12 protein-coding genes are annotated in these 17296 nt (G+C 67.7%); 9 read left to right on the forward strand and 3 right to left on the reverse strand.

The window, feature by feature from the left end; translation table 11 throughout:
- Positions 1–38 precede the first annotated feature (38 nt).
- Both AC1RJ9_RS08250 and AC1RJ9_RS08255 read left to right on the forward strand, forming a co-directional pair.
- Positions 39–2264 carry a GumC family protein gene (locus tag AC1RJ9_RS08250; protein WP_492837659.1) on the forward strand — a complete coding sequence of 742 codons (2226 nt, stop codon included), beginning with the start codon at positions 39–41 and terminating at the stop codon, positions 2262–2264.
- Between the two features lie 52 nt (positions 2265–2316).
- Positions 2317–4188: an O-antigen ligase family protein gene (locus AC1RJ9_RS08255; RefSeq protein WP_492837658.1), complete on the forward strand. Its 1872-nt coding sequence runs from the start codon at positions 2317–2319 to the stop codon at positions 4186–4188.
- Here AC1RJ9_RS08255 and AC1RJ9_RS08260 read toward each other — a convergent pair.
- Complete coding sequence (locus AC1RJ9_RS08260) at positions 4182–4835, reverse strand: sugar transferase (RefSeq protein ID WP_492837657.1); 654 nt, start codon at positions 4833–4835, stop codon at positions 4182–4184. The genes AC1RJ9_RS08255 and AC1RJ9_RS08260 overlap by 7 nt on opposite strands.
- Positions 4836–5030: 195 nt before the next feature.
- Between AC1RJ9_RS08260 and AC1RJ9_RS08265 the strand changes: the two genes are divergently transcribed.
- Positions 5031–5183 carry a hypothetical protein gene (locus tag AC1RJ9_RS08265; protein ID WP_492837656.1) on the forward strand — a complete coding sequence of 51 codons (153 nt, stop codon included), beginning with the start codon at positions 5031–5033 and terminating at the stop codon, positions 5181–5183.
- Positions 5184–5331: 148 nt separating this feature from the next.
- Here the strand turns inward: AC1RJ9_RS08265 and AC1RJ9_RS08270 are convergent, their stop codons facing one another.
- Positions 5332–6168 (reverse strand): transglutaminase-like cysteine peptidase, encoded by an 837-nt coding sequence (locus AC1RJ9_RS08270; RefSeq protein ID WP_492837655.1) that lies wholly within the window; start codon positions 6166–6168, stop codon positions 5332–5334.
- 259 nt (positions 6169–6427) lie between these two features.
- On the opposite strand from AC1RJ9_RS08270, the gene AC1RJ9_RS08275 reads away from it, so the two are divergent.
- The 6 genes from AC1RJ9_RS08275 to AC1RJ9_RS08300 all read left to right on the forward strand — a co-directional run bounded on the left by AC1RJ9_RS08275 (position 6428) and on the right by AC1RJ9_RS08300 (position 14452).
- Positions 6428–7216, forward strand: a complete 789-nt coding sequence (locus AC1RJ9_RS08275; RefSeq protein ID WP_492837654.1) for a metallophosphoesterase family protein — start codon at positions 6428–6430, stop codon at positions 7214–7216.
- Between the two features lie 102 nt (positions 7217–7318).
- Positions 7319–7915 carry a polysaccharide biosynthesis/export family protein gene (locus AC1RJ9_RS08280; protein WP_492837653.1) on the forward strand — a complete coding sequence of 199 codons (597 nt, stop codon included), beginning with the start codon at positions 7319–7321 and terminating at the stop codon, positions 7913–7915.
- 149 nt (positions 7916–8064) lie between these two features.
- Positions 8065–9288 (forward strand): MgtC/SapB family protein, encoded by a 1224-nt coding sequence (locus AC1RJ9_RS08285; protein WP_492881599.1) that lies wholly within the window; start codon positions 8065–8067, stop codon positions 9286–9288.
- Between the two features lie 152 nt (positions 9289–9440).
- Complete coding sequence (locus tag AC1RJ9_RS08290; RefSeq protein ID WP_492837652.1) at positions 9441–10280, forward strand: universal stress protein; 840 nt, start codon at positions 9441–9443, stop codon at positions 10278–10280.
- A 34-nt stretch (positions 10281–10314) separates the two neighbouring features.
- Positions 10315–12843, forward strand: a complete 2529-nt coding sequence (locus tag AC1RJ9_RS08295) for a cation-translocating P-type ATPase (RefSeq protein WP_492837651.1) — start codon at positions 10315–10317, stop codon at positions 12841–12843.
- Between the two features lie 4 nt (positions 12844–12847).
- Positions 12848–14452, forward strand: a complete 1605-nt coding sequence (locus tag AC1RJ9_RS08300) for an MBL fold metallo-hydrolase (protein ID WP_492837650.1) — start codon at positions 12848–12850, stop codon at positions 14450–14452.
- Between the two features lie 111 nt (positions 14453–14563).
- Here AC1RJ9_RS08300 and AC1RJ9_RS08305 read toward each other — a convergent pair whose 3' ends face one another.
- Positions 14564–17050: a glycoside hydrolase family 9 protein gene (locus AC1RJ9_RS08305; protein WP_492837649.1), complete on the reverse strand. Its 2487-nt coding sequence runs from the start codon at positions 17048–17050 to the stop codon at positions 14564–14566.
- Positions 17051–17296 lie beyond the last annotated feature (246 nt).

Raw genomic sequence — 17296 nt, forward strand, 5'->3', positions numbered from 1 at the left:
CACAAAACGGCAAGGTTTGCCGATTACTGAGAGTATCCATGGACGGCTCCGGTTTTGAAACTTCGAACGCTCCGGTGAATGACACCGGAGCGTTGTCTTTTGACCTGAACATCGTGATCGCGACGTTCAGGCGACGCTTCCGACTCTTCGCGGCGGTGGCGGTGGTGGTGTTCGCGGCGGTGGTGTTGTTCACCCTGCAACAGACGCCGCGCTACACCGCGACCGCGCAGGTGATGCTGGATGTCCGCAGGGAACAGGTCACCGATATGAGCGCGGTGCTCTCGGGCCTGCCGGCGGATTCGTCCGTCGTCGACACCGAGGTCGAGGTGCTGAAGTCGCGCTCCCTGGCGGGGCGCGTCGTCAAGGATCTGAAGCTCGAGGAAGACCCCTACTTCAATCCCTACCTCGCGCAGGCCAAGGGGGCGAAGGCCTGGTTCTCCTCGTTGAAGAAGGCGGCGTCGCCCACGACGGCCACGCCGACGGATCCGATCGAGCTGCAGCGCCGACGCGAACGTATCGTCGACAATGTGCTGGGGGGGCTGAAGGTTCGCCGCGCGGGCCTGACCTATCTCATCGCGATCGACTATACCCACACCGATCCGAAGCGCGCGGCCGAACTGGCCAACGCTTTCGCCAACCTCTATCTGACCGAACAGCTCGAGGCGAAGTTCGACGCGACCCAGAAGGCCAATGAATGGCTGGACACCCGTGTCGGCGAGCTGCGCGACCAGGTCCAGCAGGCGGACGCGGCGGTTCAGCAGTACAAGATCGCCAACAACCTGCTCAGCGCCGAAGGCGCGACTCTCACCGAGCAGGAAATCTCCGGCCTGAACCAGCAACTGGCCCTGAGCCGCGCCGCGCAGGCCGAGACCGATGCGCGTCTGAACATCGCGCGCCAGCAGCTGGCGCGCGGCAGCACGGGCGAGGATGTCGGTGAATCCCTGAACTCGCCGGTCGTGCAGCAGCTGCGCAAGCAGCGGGCCGAGAAAAGCGCCCAGGTGGCGGATCTCGGCGGACGCTATGGAGATCGTCACCCGGACCTGCTGAAGGCCAAGCGCGAGCTGGCCGACATCGACGGCCAGATCCAGGCCGAAATCCGCCGGATCATTTCCAATCTGGAAGCCCAGGCCCAGGTCGCACGTCAGCGGACCGGTTCGGTGGCGTCCAGCGTGTCCGCCTCGAGGGGGACGCTGGCGGGCAACAACCGCGCCAGCATCGGCCTGGCCGAGCTGGAGCGCAAGGCGCAGTCGGTCAAGACCCTGTACGAGAGCCTGCTGGCCCGCTTCAAGCAGACCACGGCCTCGGATGGCATCGAGCAGGCCGACGCCCGGGTGGTGTCGCCGGCCAAGATTCCGACCGGCCCCAGCTATCCGAAACCATCGCTGAACCTGGCGCTCGGCCTGGTTCTGGCCTTGGGCGCGGGCGTGGCCGCGATCGTCCTGGCCGAGATCCTGATGGCGGGCCTGTTCACCGAGGACGAGGTCGAGCGCCGTCTGGGCCTGCCTTATCTCGGCGCCGTCCCGACCCTGGGCACCACGGTCGACGACGCCAAGATTCTGAAGGGCATGACGCCGGCCAACTATCTTCTGGCCAAGCCGCTCTCCAGCTTCGCCGAAAGCCTGCGCAAGCTGCGCGCCTCGATCCTGTTTTCGAAGGTGGGCGAGCCCGTGAAGGTCATCGCGGTCACCTCGTCCCTGCCGGGCGAAGGCAAGACCACGACGACCTTCTGTCTGGCCCGCACCCTGGCGACCTCGGGAGCCAAGGTGGTGGTGGTCGACTGCGACCTGCGCCAGAGCGCGATCAGCCAGTTCCTCAAGGAGCCGGCCTCGATCGGTCTGCTGGAGGTCCTCAACGGCGTCGCCACCCTGGATCAAGCCGTGATCACGGATGAGAGCGGCGCGCACATCCTGCCGCTGGCCAAGTCGGCCTACACGCCGCGCGACGTGCTCGGTTCGTCGGCCATGCACAAGCTGCTGCAGGACCTGCGCGATCGCTACGAGATCGTGCTGCTGGACACCGCGCCGTTGCTGGCCATCGCCGACACCCGCATCCTGGCGCCGCACGCCGACGCGGTGGTGATGCTGGTCCGTTGGAAGAAGACGCCGGTAAAGGCCGTGCAGTCGGCCCTGGCCCTGCTGCAGGGCACGCGCGCCTTCATCGCCGGCGTGGCCCTGACCCAGATGGATCTCAAGGCCCAGTCTCGCTACGGCTACGGCGACTCCTATTATTATTACGCGAACTATCGAAAGTACTATGCGGACTAGGACACGCACGGGCGGGGGAGCGTCCTCGCCCGGGGCGGCCAGGACGCGAAAATTGCAGACCTCCGAGGGCGTCGCGATCGGCGCCCTCGTCGTTCTGGTCCTGGCCGAGATCATCGCATTCGGGGCCAGTGACGTGGCGATGGCCGCTGTCTTCGGCGTGCTCCAGGCCGCCTTTCTCCTGATCCTGCTGCGAACCTGCGGTTGGGCGCGAAAGGTCCCCAGCGTTCTGACCGCGCCCTGGCCCGGTCTCTTGTTCATCGGCTTGCTGGTCGTCACGGCCTGGTCCCTGACGCCGTTCGGGCCCGGCGGCGCGCACCCCGTCTGGAGCTATCTGGACCGGAATGGCGGTGCGATCACCGTCGACCGCTCCGCCCTCATGCTCAATCTCGTGAGCCTCGTGAACCTGGCCTGCCTGTTCCTGGCCGCCCGCATTGTCGGCGCGTCGGAGACCCGGCGCAGGACATTGGTCTGGTGGCTGCTGCTCGGGCTCGCGGCCTTCGCGGCGATAGCGATCATCGACCATGTCGGCCTGCGCGCCGGGCGACGTCTGACGGCGACCCTGTTCAGCCCCAACTCCGTCGCCACCTTGATGGGCGTAGGCGTTGTCTTCGCCGTGATGTTCTTCTCCCAGGCCATCCAGCGCGCGGGCGCCGCCCTCCGCCTCGACCGGATGGACCTGAACGCCAGCCTGAGCCTGGCCGCCGCGGCGGTCTTCGCCGTCGCCCTGGCGCTGACAGCCTCGCGGGGCGGAATCTTCGCCACCGTGGTCGGTCTGGCGGTGCTGTTGACATGGCAAGTGCTGGCCCAGGGGCGACGGGTTCGCGCCATCGCGATCGTTGGCGGCGCGGCGGCCCTGCTGATCGTCATTGGCGTGGCCATGCGCAGCGCCGATCTGACGGCCGCGCGGCTTGAGCATCTCGACGGCGACGTCGCCGTTCGAAAGGCGATCTTCGACGCTCACTGGCAAGCCTTTCAGTCTTCGCCCTGGTTCGGGTTCGGTCTCGGGTCTTTTCCGGTCGTCAATCAGCTGATCACCACCACCGGGAACCTGAACGTCCTGTTCGACGTGCGCGCCACGCACAACCTCTACCTCCAATGGCTGGAGGAGGCCGGGATCGTCGGCTCCGTCGTCATGCTGGCCTGGCTGCTCGCCGCGCTCTGGCGTGTCGGACAGGACGCGATCAGGCCGGGCACGATCGGAGCGCTGGCGCGCGCCACGATCGCCGCCACGGTGGTCGTCCTGCTGCATGGCCTCTCTGATTTCGCCGTTCAGGTGCCGGCTCTGCAGGCGGTCTTCGCCGTGGGGCTCGGCGCGATGACCGCGACCTCGGCGCCGCGTCGCGCGCGAGCCGAGCGAAAGGCTGACTGGGGAACGACGGCTTTCGCGGGCGTCGCCCTCGTGATCGCCCTGTTGTTCGCCCTTCCCTTGGCGGCGTCACGGTTCGGCGGCGACCTCTCCGCCATGCCGACGGCTTCGGCGGAGGTTCTGGCGAGCAGCATCGAGGCCGGTCTTGCCTCCCCGGCGGGGTCGACGGCGCGGGCGCGTCTGGAAGGCCTCAGCCGTCGCGAAGTCGCCCTGCGTCCTGGATCCGGCGCCGCGTGGCTCCGGAAGGCGGCCGTCGATTTCCAGCGGGGCGACATCGCCGCGGCCAATGTCGCGCTCAGCCGTTCGTTCGCCGTCGCTCCGCTGCAGACCAGCCTCTTCCGGAGTCGAACGCGCCTGGCCTATGAGCACTGGCCCGAGTTGTCGGACGCCGTGCGCGATCAGGTCGTCTATCAGGCGCGTATCGAGTTTGGCCGGCCTGGCGGCGAGTGGCGTCTGAGGAGCGTGGTCAGCACCATCAGCAGCCCTTCGGGCCGACTCGCGCTGGCGTTCCTGATCGTCGCCGAACGCCTTTCCCGGGCCCAGACCAAGGCTCAGTAGGCGTTCTCGGCGATCAGCAGGCTGGGAATGGTGAGAAGGACGATCTGGGCGTCCTTCAGGATCGACCAGGTCTGGATGTACTCGATATCGGCCTCGACCCGGCGACGCATGGCCTCGACCGTCTCTGTGCCGCCGCGCAGGCCCTTGACCTGAGCCCAGCCGGTCAGGCCCGGCCGCGCCTGGTAGCGGGCGTAGTAGTCCGGAATGCGCACGCCGTAATATTCGTCGTGGGCCGCGGCATGGGGGCGGGGACCGACCAGGGACATGTCGCCGCGCAGCACGTTCAGCAGTTGAGGCAGCTCATCGATGCTGCTGGCGCGCAGGAGGCGGCCGATCCGGGTGATCCGGTTGTCGCCGCGCTGCGCCTGGGTCAGTTCGGGCCCGTCCTCGCGACAGTGCATGGTGCGCAGCTTGAGAATCTGGAAGCGCGCGCCGCCGAGGCCGCCACGGGTCTGTCGGAAGAGGGCGGGACCGGGGGACTCAAGCTTGACCAACAGAGCCGCCAGCAGGAGGAGCGGCGCGAACAGCAGCAACAACAAGGCGGAGGCCACGACGTCCAGCGCGCGCTTGCAGGGATCCACGGCTACCCGCGGCAGCGGACCATGCAATTCTGGCGAGAGAAATTCGATATGGCCTCCCCCGTCCACCAGACAATCCTCTGAGTTCCCCACCGCGTCGCGACTGGTTTCCAGTTCCGACGACCTCAGGCTAGCGCAAACGCTGTACAGCGTCGCCGGGAAAAATCCACGGACCTCACATATATGCTTAACGCGCGTAGACTCTGTTCATTCACGGGCGATTAGCTGCGCCGCATTACAGTCATCGCATCAGGAGTGTGATCGATGATTGAAGCCAAGATCTCGTTTGCCCAAGTCGAAGCCGTCGCGCCGACTCGCGTCAAACGCCTCCCCCCACTGCTGGGGTTGGGCATGGGCGCGATCATTTCGGCGGGGCTGTGGGGCGCCTTGGCGCTGACCGTCTCCCACATCTTCTAGGCTCTCCATTCACGCCAGGCCGATCCTAAGGCTGGTCCGCACGCCCGCTCATCGTCGAGCGGGCGTTTTCGTTCGTGCGAAGAGGCTCAACGAGAAAACCCCCGGACCTGATGGTCCGGGGGTTTTCGCATTCAGGCCTGACGGTCGATCAGGTGACCGTGGTCCACAGGGCCGTGCCGGGGATCTGGCGCTCGACCCAGCGATAGTTCAGGTCTCCCCAGGGGGTCGCCCAAGGGGTCAGATTGTCCAGCACCCAGTCGCCGCTTTCTAGCGAGACCATCAGCACGGCGTGGCTTTCGCCGCGGGCCGTGAAGGCGACGGCCATGGACAAGGCCGTTTCCGGCACGCCAGCCGCGATCAGCTGACGGCGCTTCTCCAACGCATAGTCCTCGCAGTCGCCGTAGAGCTTGCCGTTCACCAGTCGCGGCAGAGACCAGTATTCGAGCTCGCCATAGAGATCCTGGTCCGTAGCTTTCTTGACCGTGCGATTGACCAGCTGGTTGACTTGATTCAGCAGCTTCATCTGTTCGCGGTCGGTGCGCGTGGTCCAGGCGAGACCCTGGGGCGCGTTCACGGCGGCGGCGGGCGTCGTGACGACCGCGGCGGCGGCAGGCCGCGCCTGGCCGGCGGCGACGAAGTCCTCGACCGTGGCGGGCGTCCAGGCCCGGACGATCTCCACCGTGATCAGGTTCGCCCCGTCCTCGTCGGTCGACGCGGTCGGCGCGGCGGCCTCGAAATGATGTTGCGAGGGCGCGCCCACCGAAGAGGTCGCGATCAGGCCGACCGCGCCGCCCAAGAAAGCCAGCTGGCTCGCCGGCGCGCCGCAGGCGTTGGCGTCTCGGCGGCACAGGTCGGCGAAACCCATCGGAGCGCCGACGCCTTCGCCGCGCGGCATGAACGGGGCCGAGCCGGCCTGAGCGCTGGCGCCGGCCATCATGGCGATGGCGCTGACGAGTCCCAGAACAATGTTACGTGCCTTGAACATGCTGACCTCGCTGTGTTCGTGAGGTCAGTATTCATTCGCGGCGCAAATTTGAGCTGAATTTAGATGGTATAATCCGAATGTTTAACTGTGGTAATTCTAAAATTAACTACAATGAACGGGAAATATACTTAGTAAATTGAGAGGAAATGAGCATGATGAATTGCGAATTAACTGCTGCATGCGCCGTTGAACTACGTCGTCGGCTGGGGCAAAATCAGGGTTCTTGGTCCTGGCGTTTGTCGCCGTCCTGACGAGTCCGATGTTCAAGTCCCTCTTTCGTCCGAAGTCCCAGCCGCGCCACGCGTCGTCCACGGGCGGTCGAATGGTTTACGCCGTGGGGGACGTGCACGGGCGGCTCGACCTTCTGGACGGCCTGATCGGGGCGGTGACCGAAGACTATCGGGCCACGGGCCGCGAGGACCCGCCGGTGCTGGTCATGCTGGGCGACTATGTCGACCGCGGCGCTCAGTCCTCGGCGGTGATCGATCGGCTGATCCTGCTGAAAGCGCAGGCCGCCGAGGGCCGCTTCGAATTCCGCACCCTGATGGGCAATCACGAGGAGACGCTGCTGCACTTCCTCGACGATCCGATGGCCGGACCCTCCTGGATCGAATATGGCGGCGGCGAGACCTTGACGTCCTACGGCGTGCAGCGCCCGGTCGGCCGCGCTGAGCCGGAGGTCTGGGAGCAGGCCCGTCAGGCCTTCCGCGCCGCCCTCCCACCGGCCCACGAGACCTTCCTGCGCCAACTGGAACTGGTGGTCGTCTATGGCGACTATGTCTTCGTCCATGCGGGCGTGCGCCCGGGTCTGCCGCTGGAGCGTCAGGTCGCCGCCGACCTGCTGTGGATCCGCAACGAATTCCTCGACAACCCGCACGGGCTGAAGGCTACCGTCGTCCACGGCCACACGCCGGTCGAGGAGGCTTTCGTCGGACGCCAGCGGATCAATGTCGACACAGGCGCCTATGCGACCGGCGTCCTGACCGCCGTTAGACTTGATGGCGGCGAGCCTAAGATCATTCAGTTCAGTAAAGCGCGCGCGGCCTGAGTCTTGATCTTGTTCATGTCACGGTCACGTGCGATGTGGCATTTTGATTTTCAGGCCTGAGAAGTCCCCAGGTTCTAAACGTTCAAGGTGAGACGCTTCGCGATGATCGTTGTTTCGAAACTCTCGCGCCTCTTTTCGATGCTGGCGCTGGTCGTCTGTATCGCCGCCGGCGGCTGGGGTGGCGTGGCGCGCGCCCAGCAACCCTTGGTCAGCGACACGCCCGTCCCGGCGGCGCAGTCGATGGACTACCTGCTCGGCGCCGGCGACAAAGTCCGGGTGACCGTCTACGGCGAGCCCACCCTGTCGGGCGAATTCTTCGTCACCGGCAGCGGGCTGATGTCGCTGCCGCTGATCGGCGAGATCAAGGCGGGCGGTCTAACCGTCGGCCAGTTCCAGGACGCCGTGCAGAAGTCGCTGAGCGACGGCTATCTGAAGGAGCCGCGCGTCAGCGCCGAGGTCCTGACCTTCCGCCCGTTCTATATCCTGGGCGAGGTCGGAAAGCCGGGCACCTATCCCTACACCGCCGGCCTGACGGTTCTGAACGCGGTGGCCACCGCGGGCGGCTTCACCTACCGGGCCGACAAGAAGAGCGTCTACATCAAGCACAATGGCGAAACGACCGAAGCGAAGGGCGCGCTCGAGCCGTCGACCCAGGTGGCGCCGGGCGACACGATCCGGATCGGAGAACGCTTCTTCTGATCCAGGGCGCACCGCACGAGACAAGGCCCGGCGGGACACCCCCGCCGGGCCTTTGTCGTTTCGGCGGGAAAGGTCTAGCACTGAACCGATCCTAGTCTTGAGCACGCGCCATCGGAGCCAGCCCCATTCCTGATGTCCCCATCCTGAACCTGGCCGTCGCTCTTGGAGTCGGCCTGCTGATCGGCGCCGAGCGCGAGCGTCGCAAGCAGGCGCGAGCCTCGTCCTCGGCGGCCGGGATCCGCACCTTCTCGGTCACCTCCCTGGCCGGAGCGGTCAGTCTGGCGGTCGGCGGGCCGATGCTTCTGGCGGTCGTCACGGCCGGGGTCGCCGTTCTGGCGGCCCTGAGCTATTGGCGGGCCCGCGCCGAGCCGGACGCCGGGTTGACCACCGAGATCGCCCTGATCTTGTCGGTCCTGGTGGGCGGGCTGGCGATCCTTTCGCCTGGTGTCGCCGCCTGTGTCGGGGTCGTCGTCGCGATCCTGTTGGCCGCCCGGACCCCGCTGCATCATTTCGTCAGCCAGGTCCTGACCCCGGACGAGGTTCGCGACGCCCTGATCCTGGCGGGCGCGACCCTGATCGTCCTGCCCTTGCTGCCCGATCGCGCGATGGGGCCGTTCCTGGCCCTCAACCCCCGCTCGGTCTGGGTCGTCGTCGTCCTGGTCTTGGCCATCGGCGCCGCTGGCCACGTCGCGGTGCGCGCGCTCGGCGCCCGGTGGGGTCTGCCCCTGGCCGGGCTGGCTTCCGGCTTCATTTCGAGCACGGCGACGATCGGGGCCATGGCCGGACGAGCGGCGGCGACGCCGGCGGCGCTCTCGGCGGCGGTGGCGGGCGCGGTGCTGTCGACGGTCGCCACCATCGTCCAGATGACGCTCGTGATCGCCGTCACCAGCCTGCCGACCCTGCGGGTCATGGCCGGACCGCTGCTGTGCGCGGGCCTGGCGGCGGTGGCCTATGGCGCGGCGTTCACGCGCCTGGCGCTGCGTCAACCCGCCCGTGACGACCCCGATCCGGGCCAGGCCTTCAGCCTTACGACGGCCCTGACCTTCGCCGTGACCCTGGCGGCGATCCTTGTCGTTTCCGCGGCGCTTCGCGAACGGTTCGGAGCGGCCGGAGCCGTCGCCGGGGCGGCCCTGGCGGGCCTGGTCGACACTCATGCCGCGGCGATCTCGATCGCGTCCCTGGTCGGGTCGGGCCGGATGACCCCGGAGCAAGCCGTGCTACCTATTCTCGCCGGGCTTTCGACCAACACCCTGACCAAGCTGGTCTTCGCCTTTTCGGGCGGGCAGCGTGGTTTCGCCTGGCGGGTCGCGCCAGGTCTGTTCCTGGTCGCCGGCGCGGCCTGGCTTGGCGCCCTGCTGGCGCCCGCGTCATGACGGGAAATGGAGGGCCCGTCCGTCCCTGGGGCCGAAGTCGCGACGGCGCGAATTGACTTGCGTCAAGGTGACGACGGCCCGCCCGCCCGACGCTGTATTGGTCATGGGGCTTGTCGATACGATCGGCTCGGCCAAAGAAATGGATTTCACGGATGAGCCTCAACGACATCCTGCTTCACGTCGACACCTATCCTGACGCAACGCCGCCCGAGGCGATCGAGGGCGCGGTCGGCTTTGTCCGACTGATCGGCGGCCGGGTTTCGGCCCTGGCGGTGGGGGTGAGGTTTCCTGTCCACAGCAATCGGATCGCCGACTACCTGATCGGGCTGAGCAGCATGGCGGTCGACGAGCAGGCCAAGAGTCTGGCCAACGGCCACGCCAGCCTGGCGGCCTTCACCGCTCAGGCTCGGGACGCCGGGGTGCTCGGCCAAGCCCTGATCGAGACCGTGGAATACTACGCCGTGGCCGACCATGTGGCGGCGCGCGCCCGGACCCGCGACCTGTGTCTGGTGCCGCTGGGCGGACCGCTGGACGGCCAGGCCGAGGTGGCGACCAGCGCCGTCTTCGGCTCGGGGCGGCCGGTTCTGGTCTATCGCGGAGGCTTGCCGGCCGCCAAGCTCGGCTCGGTCGTGGTGGCCTGGGACGGGAGCCGGTGCGCCGCCCGCGCCCTGGCCGACGCCTTGCCCATCCTCGCGCGCGCCGGCGAGGTTCGCGTGCTCACGGTGATCAATGAGAAGCCGGCCGCCGTCGCCGGCCTCGCCGCCGAGGCCGTCCGTCACCTGAAGGCCCACGGCGTCGCCGCCGTCGCCGAAGAGGTCGATGGGAAGGGCGTGTCGATTGGTGAAAGCCTTGAGGCCTATTTGGCGAAGATCCCTCCCGACCTCCTGGTGATGGGCGCCTATGGTCGATCGCGCCTCCAGGAGTTCATTCTCGGCGGCGCCACCGAGTACATGTTGCACGCGCCGAAGGTCCCGCTCTTCCTCTCGCACTGAGTCGCTCACCGAGCCTCTCGAGGAGGATGGTTGCATGACCGTCGAACTGTTGCGCGGCCTGGACGAGGCGGAGGCGGCCGCGCGTCTGGTCGCCGTCGGTCCCAATGAACTGCCGCACGCGACGGGGCGCGGTCTGGCCGGAATCCTCGGCGAGACCTTGCGCGAGCCGATGTTCCTGCTGCTGGTCGGGGCGGCGGTCCTTTACCTGGTGCTCGGCGACCTGGGCGAAGGGCTCTTTCTGACCGTCGGAGCCTTGGCTTCGGTGGGACTGGTGGTTCTGCAGGAGGCGCGCAGCGAACGGGCGTTGAGCGCCTTGCGCGATCTGGCCCAGCCCCTGGCCCGGGTCATTCGCGGCGGCGTAGAACGGCAGGTCGCCGCGCGCGACGTCGTTCCCGACGACCTGTTGCTGATCGGCGAGGGCGAACGTCTGCCGGCGGACGCCCGACTGGTCGGGGGCGAGGTGCTCACCGTCGACGAGTCCGCCCTGACCGGCGAGTCGGCGCCGGTGACCAAGCCGCCCGCCGGGCCCGACGATGTCGGCGCGCCCAATCCGGCCCCGGGGGCGGATGGCTCCCCCGATCTCTTCGCCGGCACGCTCGTGGTCCGCGGACAGGGCGTCGCGCGGGTGACCCGCACCGGGCCGCGCTCGGCGCTGGGCCAGATCGGCGCGTCGCTTGCGGCGATCGATCACGAGCCGACGCCGCTGCAGAAGACCGCCGGACGCCTTGTCGCCATATTGGGCGCGCTGGCCCTGGGATTCTGCGCGCTCGTCGCGGTCGCCTACGGATGGTTGCGTCACGATTGGATCGGCGGCGTCCTGGCCGGGGTGACGGTGGCGATCTCGCTGATCCCCGAAGAGTTTCCCATGGTGTTGGCCGTGTTCCTGGCGCTGGGCGCGTGGCGGCTGGCGACCCACCAGGTGCTGACGCGGCGAAGCGCGGTCATCGAGACCCTGGGCGGGGCCACGGTGCTCTGCGTCGACAAGACCGGGACCCTCACCGAAAACCAGATGCGGGTCGCCCGCCTGTGGACGGAGGCCGGTGACATAGCCGTCGAGGCGGCGCGCCCCATCGAGGGCGCGGCCGGAGACCTGCTGGAGCTGGCCGCCCTGGCCTCGGCGGTGCGACCGATCGACCCGATGGACAAGGCGGTGCGTCACCTCTCGATGGACGCGTTGGTCGACGGGGAGGTGACCCAAGGCGAGCCCGAGCGCGCCTGGCCCCTGCGGCCCGAACTGCTGGCGGTCGTCCAGGTCTGGCGTCGCGCCGGCGAGGCGCGGATCGCCGCGGCCAAGGGGGCGCCCGAGGCGATCTTCAATCTGTGCCGGCTGTCCGCCACCGAGATCGCGCGCCTGCAGGCCGTGGTCGAGGACTATGCGCGGCAGGGGTTGCGGGTCCTGGGCGTGGCTTCGGCCCGTGTGGAGGGCGATTTCGCGGATGATGATCCTCGGACCGTCGCCTTCACGTTCGGCGGACTGATCGGCTTCATCGACCCGCTGCGCCGGGACGTGCCGCAAGCCCTGGCCGAGGCGCGCGCGGCGGGCGTCGCCGTCGTGATGATCACCGGCGACCATCCCGCCACGGCCCTGGCCATCGCCAAGGCGGCGGGTCTGGACACCTCGGCAGGCGTCCTGCTCGGATCCGAGATCGAGGAACTATCCTTCGCCGCCCTCTGCGAGCGTCTGCGCGGCGTCCGGGTCTTCGCCCGCATCGCGCCCGCCCAGAAGCTGCGACTGGTCGAGGCCCTGAAGGCGGACGGAGAAGTCGTGGCCATGACCGGCGACGGCGTCAACGATGCTCCGGCGCTGGAGGCCGCGCACATCGGCATCGCCATGGGCAAGAAGGGAACGGACGTCGCGCGCGAGGCGGCCGATCTCGTCCTGCTGGACGACAGCTTCGCCTCCATCGTCGGCGGTGTGCGCCTGGGTCGGCGGATCTTCACCAACCTGCGCCGCGCCCTGACCTACGTCACCGCCATCCACGTGCCGATCGCTGGCCTGGCGCTGGCCCCCATCCTGCTGGGTCTGCCGTCCCTGCTGTTTCCCATGCATGTCGTGCTGATGGAGCTGGCCATCGACCCGATCTGCGCTCTGGTCTTCGAGGCCGAGCCCAGCGAGGCGCGGGCGATGAAGCGCCCACCTCGCCGTCGTGACGAGCCGCTGTTCGGCTGGAAGCAAATCGGCCTGGCCCTCCTCCAGGGACTGGCGGTTCTGGGCGGGGTTCTGGGCGTCTATATCTGGGCCCTGCGGAACTATCCCGAGGACCAGGCGCGGGGCGCGGCCTTCACGACCCTGGTGCTGGGCAACCTGATCCTGGCCCTGGCCGACGCGGCCGCGTCGGGCAAGCTGCTGTCGCCCCATCGGCGCGCCTATTGGATCATCGCGTCGGCGATCGTCGCCCTGCTGGCGGTGATCCTGAGCGCCGCGCCGGTGGCCGCGGTCTTCAAGGTGGCGGCGCCCGACCTGACCCTCGCGATCGTCGTGCTGGTCACCGCAATGCTGAGCGGCGGCTGGACGGCAGGCCTGTCGCGGCTTCGTTCATTCGAGCAGACCAGAAGAAAGTAGTCCCATGAGTTTGAGCCTGACCTTTCACGGCGCCGCCGAATGCGTGACGGGCTTCTGCGCCCGCCTCAGCGGCGAAGGCTTCACCCTTCTGATCGACTGCGGCATGTTCCAGGGCTCCAAGACCCTGAAGGCTCTCAACTACGACCCCTTTCCCTTCGACGTGGACGCCATCGACGCGGTGCTGCTGACCCACGCCCATATCGACCATTCGGGCATGCTGCCGAAGCTGATGCGCGCGGGCTACAAGGGGCCCATCTACGCCACGGCCCCGACCCGGGCCCTGTGCGAGGTGATGCTGGCCGACGCCGGGGAGATCCAGGAAAGCGAAGTCTTCCATCTCAATCGACGCAACCAGCAGCGCGGTCGCCCACGGGTCGAGCCGGTCTACACGGCCAAGGACGCGGCCCGGACGATGGAGTTGTTCGAGAAGGTCAAGCTCGACGAGATCACCGAGATCGTCCCCGGCGTGAGGGCCCGCTTCTGGAACGCGGGCCATATGCTGGGCGCCACCTCGATCGAGGTGATCGTCGGGCCCGACGAAGACGCCGAACGGATCCTGTTCTCCGGCGACCTGGGCGCCGGAGGTCAGGCCTACCTCCCCGAGCCGACCGGACCGACGGGCGTCGATCACCTGGTGCTGGAGTCGACCTACGGCGACCGCGAGCGTGATCTGGCCGACACCGCCGAACGGCGCCGGCTGCTGGCCGAGGAACTGCGTCAGGCCCACGCCGCCGGCGGGCCGTTGTTGATGCCGACCTTCGCGGTCGGCCGCGCTCAGGAACTGCTGCTGGATCTCCTGGCGGTGATGGAATCGGGCGAGGCGCCGCATGGCGAGATCTTCCTGGATTCGCCCCTGGCCATCGAGGCCACCGACGTCTTCCTCGATCGGGGATGGAACCGGGATACGGAGGTCAACCCGTTCACCCCGCTACGCCACGCCCCGAACCTGCACTACCTGATGAAGCCCGAGGAAAGCGATCAGCTGGAGAAGGTGCGCGACTGGCATATCATCCTGGCGGGCAGCGGTATGTGCGACGCCGGTCGCATCCGCCGGCATCTCAAGCGCCTTTTATGGCGATCCGAGGTGACCGTGCTGATCACCGGCTTCCAGGCGGCGGGCACGCTTGGCCGCCTGCTGGTCGACGGCAAGAAATTGGTGCGGATCCAGGGCGATGACTTTCAAGTCAAGGCGCGGATCAGGGTGCTGGACGTCTATTCGGCCCATGCCGACGCCAAGGGCCTGGTGCGCTGGGCCTTGGAGCGTCAGCCGATCACCGGGCAGGTGTTCCTGGCGCACGGAGAGCCGGGCGCCCTCACCGGTCTGGCCGAACGCCTGGAGCAGGCCGGCTTTCCGGCCGCGCGCATCGCCATCCCTGTTCTCGATGAGACCTTTGAACTGACCAGGTCCGAGGCGCATCAGGTCCCCGGCGGCCCGCCGCGACTTCAGCCGGGAAAAGCCGCGGCCCTGGACTGGCACAACCAGCGCGCCGACCTGTTCGCCCGGCTCAACGCCAAGATCCAGGAGGCCCCCAGCGAAGAGGCCCGTTCGAGGCTGCTGCAGGCGCTGGAGGCCGCCTTGAACGAGGCGGGCGACTTCTCCGGCGTCTGAGCTCGGCGGGCGTCACGCGGTTTCCGGAGGAAGCTCGCGGTCCCAAAATCGAAGCAGCCCGACATCGAAGGTCGCCACGGAGCCGTCTCCGTGGCGACCTGGGTCTGACTTCTAGCGAGAGTCCTCGGTGGCCGCGATCGCCGCCTTGGCCGCGAGGATATAGGCGGTGGTGGAGCTCACCGTGTATTCGCTCTCGAACCACAGGAACGGCCAGTCGGTCATCATTTCGGGGAAGTCCGGCTTGATGACCAGCACGCCCGGCGCCATCCCGCCAGGGATGAAGCCGTAGTCCGCGCGGTTGTGCCCATAGCCGTTCAGCTTCGAGCGGGTCCCGACGGTCGAGACCAGGGACAGGTTGTTCGCGGGATGGCGGCCGAGCATGTAGTCCAGGGCGTGCAGGGTGTATTCCGGTCCGATCAGGTCCGGGAACGCCTTGTGCATCAGGTACATGTTGATCCCGAAGCCGGCGACTTCGCCGGACCCCGCCCATGAGCCCATGCCGACCGGGACGCCGAAGGGGTTGCCCGCCAGTCCGGTGTCGGCCCGCGACTTGGCGGCGCTCACCAGGGTCCTGATCCGCGCCTTGTAGCTCGCATCCATATAGGGAAGGGCGCGCACGGCGACGCCGCTGACGCGATCGAAGTTCGCCTCGATCGCCGGTATCAGGGCGCGCAGCCGCGCCGTATAGACCGCGTCGCCGTTGGTGGTGAGGATCAGCTCCACCGTCGCGGCGACCTTGGCCAGGTCGAGGAAGCGGGACATGTTCCCGCTGTCGTCGCGGCCGTCGCTGCCGTTGGCGGCCTCGCCCTCGCGCTTGGTCCACAGCGCCTTGGCGGCGGACAGCGCTTCGGCCGACATCGCCGGGTCGAAGTCTTTCAGCGCGCGGCTGGCCGACGCAAGGCTGCCGGCCACCATCAGGTCATTCGCGGGATAGGCGGTGGTGAACGCCCAGCGATCGTCAGGGACGCCCGAGTGGTCGCCCCGGACCTCGTTCGGCCCCAGCGCGGCGTCGTACAGCTTGCCGTCGGTCTGGGAGGCGGCGTCGCCGAGGTGCGCGTACTGGCGCAGCTTCGGGTCGATGATGCCGACGATCGAATGGCCGAAGACCTTGTACTGCGCGAGCAGTTGCACGACGCCGTGGCGGACCTGCTGGAGCGCGTCGGGCGCGCCGTCCGGCTTGCGGATCTCCACCTCGCGCGCCTTCTCGTCGACGCTGGTTTCGTCCCAGTCGAGCCCGAAGAGCTCGCGCGTCCAGACCAGATCACGCACCACCTGCGCGTTCTGCGGGGTCTGGATGTCGTAGTCGCCGGCGTCCTGGAAGCCGCCGACCGCCAGTCCCGGGATGTGCTCGCCCGGCTTGAAGGGGGAGTCGAGGTTCGGCCCCATGCGATAGCCGTCGAAATGGACGTGATTGGGTGGAGCCTGGACCGCGTCGTCGAGGTGCGAGGCGCGCTGCCAAACCCGGTACTGCTCCCGCACGGTCATGTGGTCCATCTGGACGGGAAGATAGGTGTCGAGCGAAGGTTGCCAGATCCGCGAATAGGCGTCGGCGGCGATCGGAAAGGGGTTGGTCGTCTGCCCGGCGTAGGAGATCGCGTAGACGCCGGGCTCGCGCACGCTGGAGAAGTCGAACGCTGCGTAGTTGTAGCGCAGGAACTTGCCGCGCGGCTGGACCGGCGCGCTGAACACGGGCTTCTCGCCGCTGTCGGTCAGCTTGACCAACGTGGCCTCGGCCGGCGCCTTGAAATTCGGATCCAGCTCGATCAGCGCGACCTTGCCGCGCTGCGGCGTGTAGCCGGCCTGGTTGAAGGAGACGACGGGCGCCCGTGTCCAGCCCGGGATGACATTGGGGCGCACGTGCCAGACGACGGCGTCTTCCTTGGCTCCGGCGGCGATCATGGACCGCACGACGAACCAGCCGTTCTGCGCCCGATTGCGCGCGTCATAGAGGGCGAGCGGCGCGTTGGCGGTGATCGTGACCCGGGTCTTGGGGTCTTCCGGCGAGAGGGTCACGCTGCGGGCGCCGGAGGCCATCGGCTGGGGATCGCCCGAGCCGTCGGTCGCCATGGGGCCGTTGGGATTGCGCGGGAACAGGCCCGGCCGCTCGCCCATCAGATAGGTCTTGCCGAAATAGGCGGTCGGCAGGAAATCAAGATTGAAGCCGGCCTTGCCGACAAGCTCCGGCGGCAGCGGGGCGTCGAGATCCACCGCGATGCGAAAACCGCCGTCCTCGGGGGTCACCTTCACGCGGTAGTTCAGTTTTTCCTTCGGATAGCTCGATCTCACGACCAGTTGACCCGGCGTCTCGCCGAGCGTGCGTTCGCCGAAGATCGGCACCGGGTCCCATTGTTCGGGCGTCGGATTGAGGCGGACCTCGCCGTCGGTGGCGATCCGCTCGCCATGCAGGACGATCTGGATGCCGGCGTTCTTCTCGTCGAAGAAGATCGGGCTGAAGTGATTTTGCTCGACGATCACGCTGAGGCCTGGGGCCTCGAGCGTCTGGTCCGGACTCAGCCGCGGCGTTTGGGCCTGGGCGGTCGCGATCGCGAATATCGAACACGCGGCTATGGACAGCGAGGCGGCGACGATCCTTGGCATTCCAGTTCCTCCCTTGTTACCGGTAACAATTTTTTATGCATCGCCCAGCGGTGATCTTCACGTCGCCGATCTGGGAGTATGGTCTTCCGGCCGTTGCGTATCGCGCGGGCCATACCGAGCGGAAAGCCCGCCCATGGGAGGGATTTAGGCCCAGGCGCGCCGCTACGACAATCCATATTTGTCGGTGTTATTGTCGTCGATCCCGGGTCGGCGTCCGCATCGCTAGAAAGCCCTGGCGTCTTCGGT

Source organism: Caulobacter sp. GW822-FHT07D08, from assembly GCF_058798735.1.

Excerpts from the sequence above, each read along its gene's own strand:
- AC1RJ9_RS08280 (WP_492837653.1), top strand. The coding sequence starts at position 7,319 with ATGATCGTTGTTTCGAAACTCTCGCGCCTCTTTTCGATGCTGGCGCTG.
- AC1RJ9_RS08290 (WP_492837652.1), top strand. The coding sequence starts at position 9,441 with ATGAGCCTCAACGACATCCTGCTTCACGTCGACACCTATCCTGACGCA.
- AC1RJ9_RS08250 (WP_492837659.1), top strand. The coding sequence starts at position 39 with ATGGACGGCTCCGGTTTTGAAACTTCGAACGCTCCGGTGAATGACACC.
- AC1RJ9_RS08305 (WP_492837649.1), bottom strand. The coding sequence starts at position 17,050 with ATGCCAAGGATCGTCGCCGCCTCGCTGTCCATAGCCGCGTGTTCGATA.
- AC1RJ9_RS08265 (WP_492837656.1), top strand. The coding sequence starts at position 5,031 with ATGATTGAAGCCAAGATCTCGTTTGCCCAAGTCGAAGCCGTCGCGCCG.
- AC1RJ9_RS08300 (WP_492837650.1), top strand. The coding sequence starts at position 12,848 with ATGAGTTTGAGCCTGACCTTTCACGGCGCCGCCGAATGCGTGACGGGC.
- AC1RJ9_RS08270 (WP_492837655.1), bottom strand. The coding sequence starts at position 6,168 with ATGTTCAAGGCACGTAACATTGTTCTGGGACTCGTCAGCGCCATCGCC.
- AC1RJ9_RS08295 (WP_492837651.1), top strand. The coding sequence starts at position 10,315 with ATGACCGTCGAACTGTTGCGCGGCCTGGACGAGGCGGAGGCGGCCGCG.
- AC1RJ9_RS08275 (WP_492837654.1), top strand. The coding sequence starts at position 6,428 with ATGTTCAAGTCCCTCTTTCGTCCGAAGTCCCAGCCGCGCCACGCGTCG.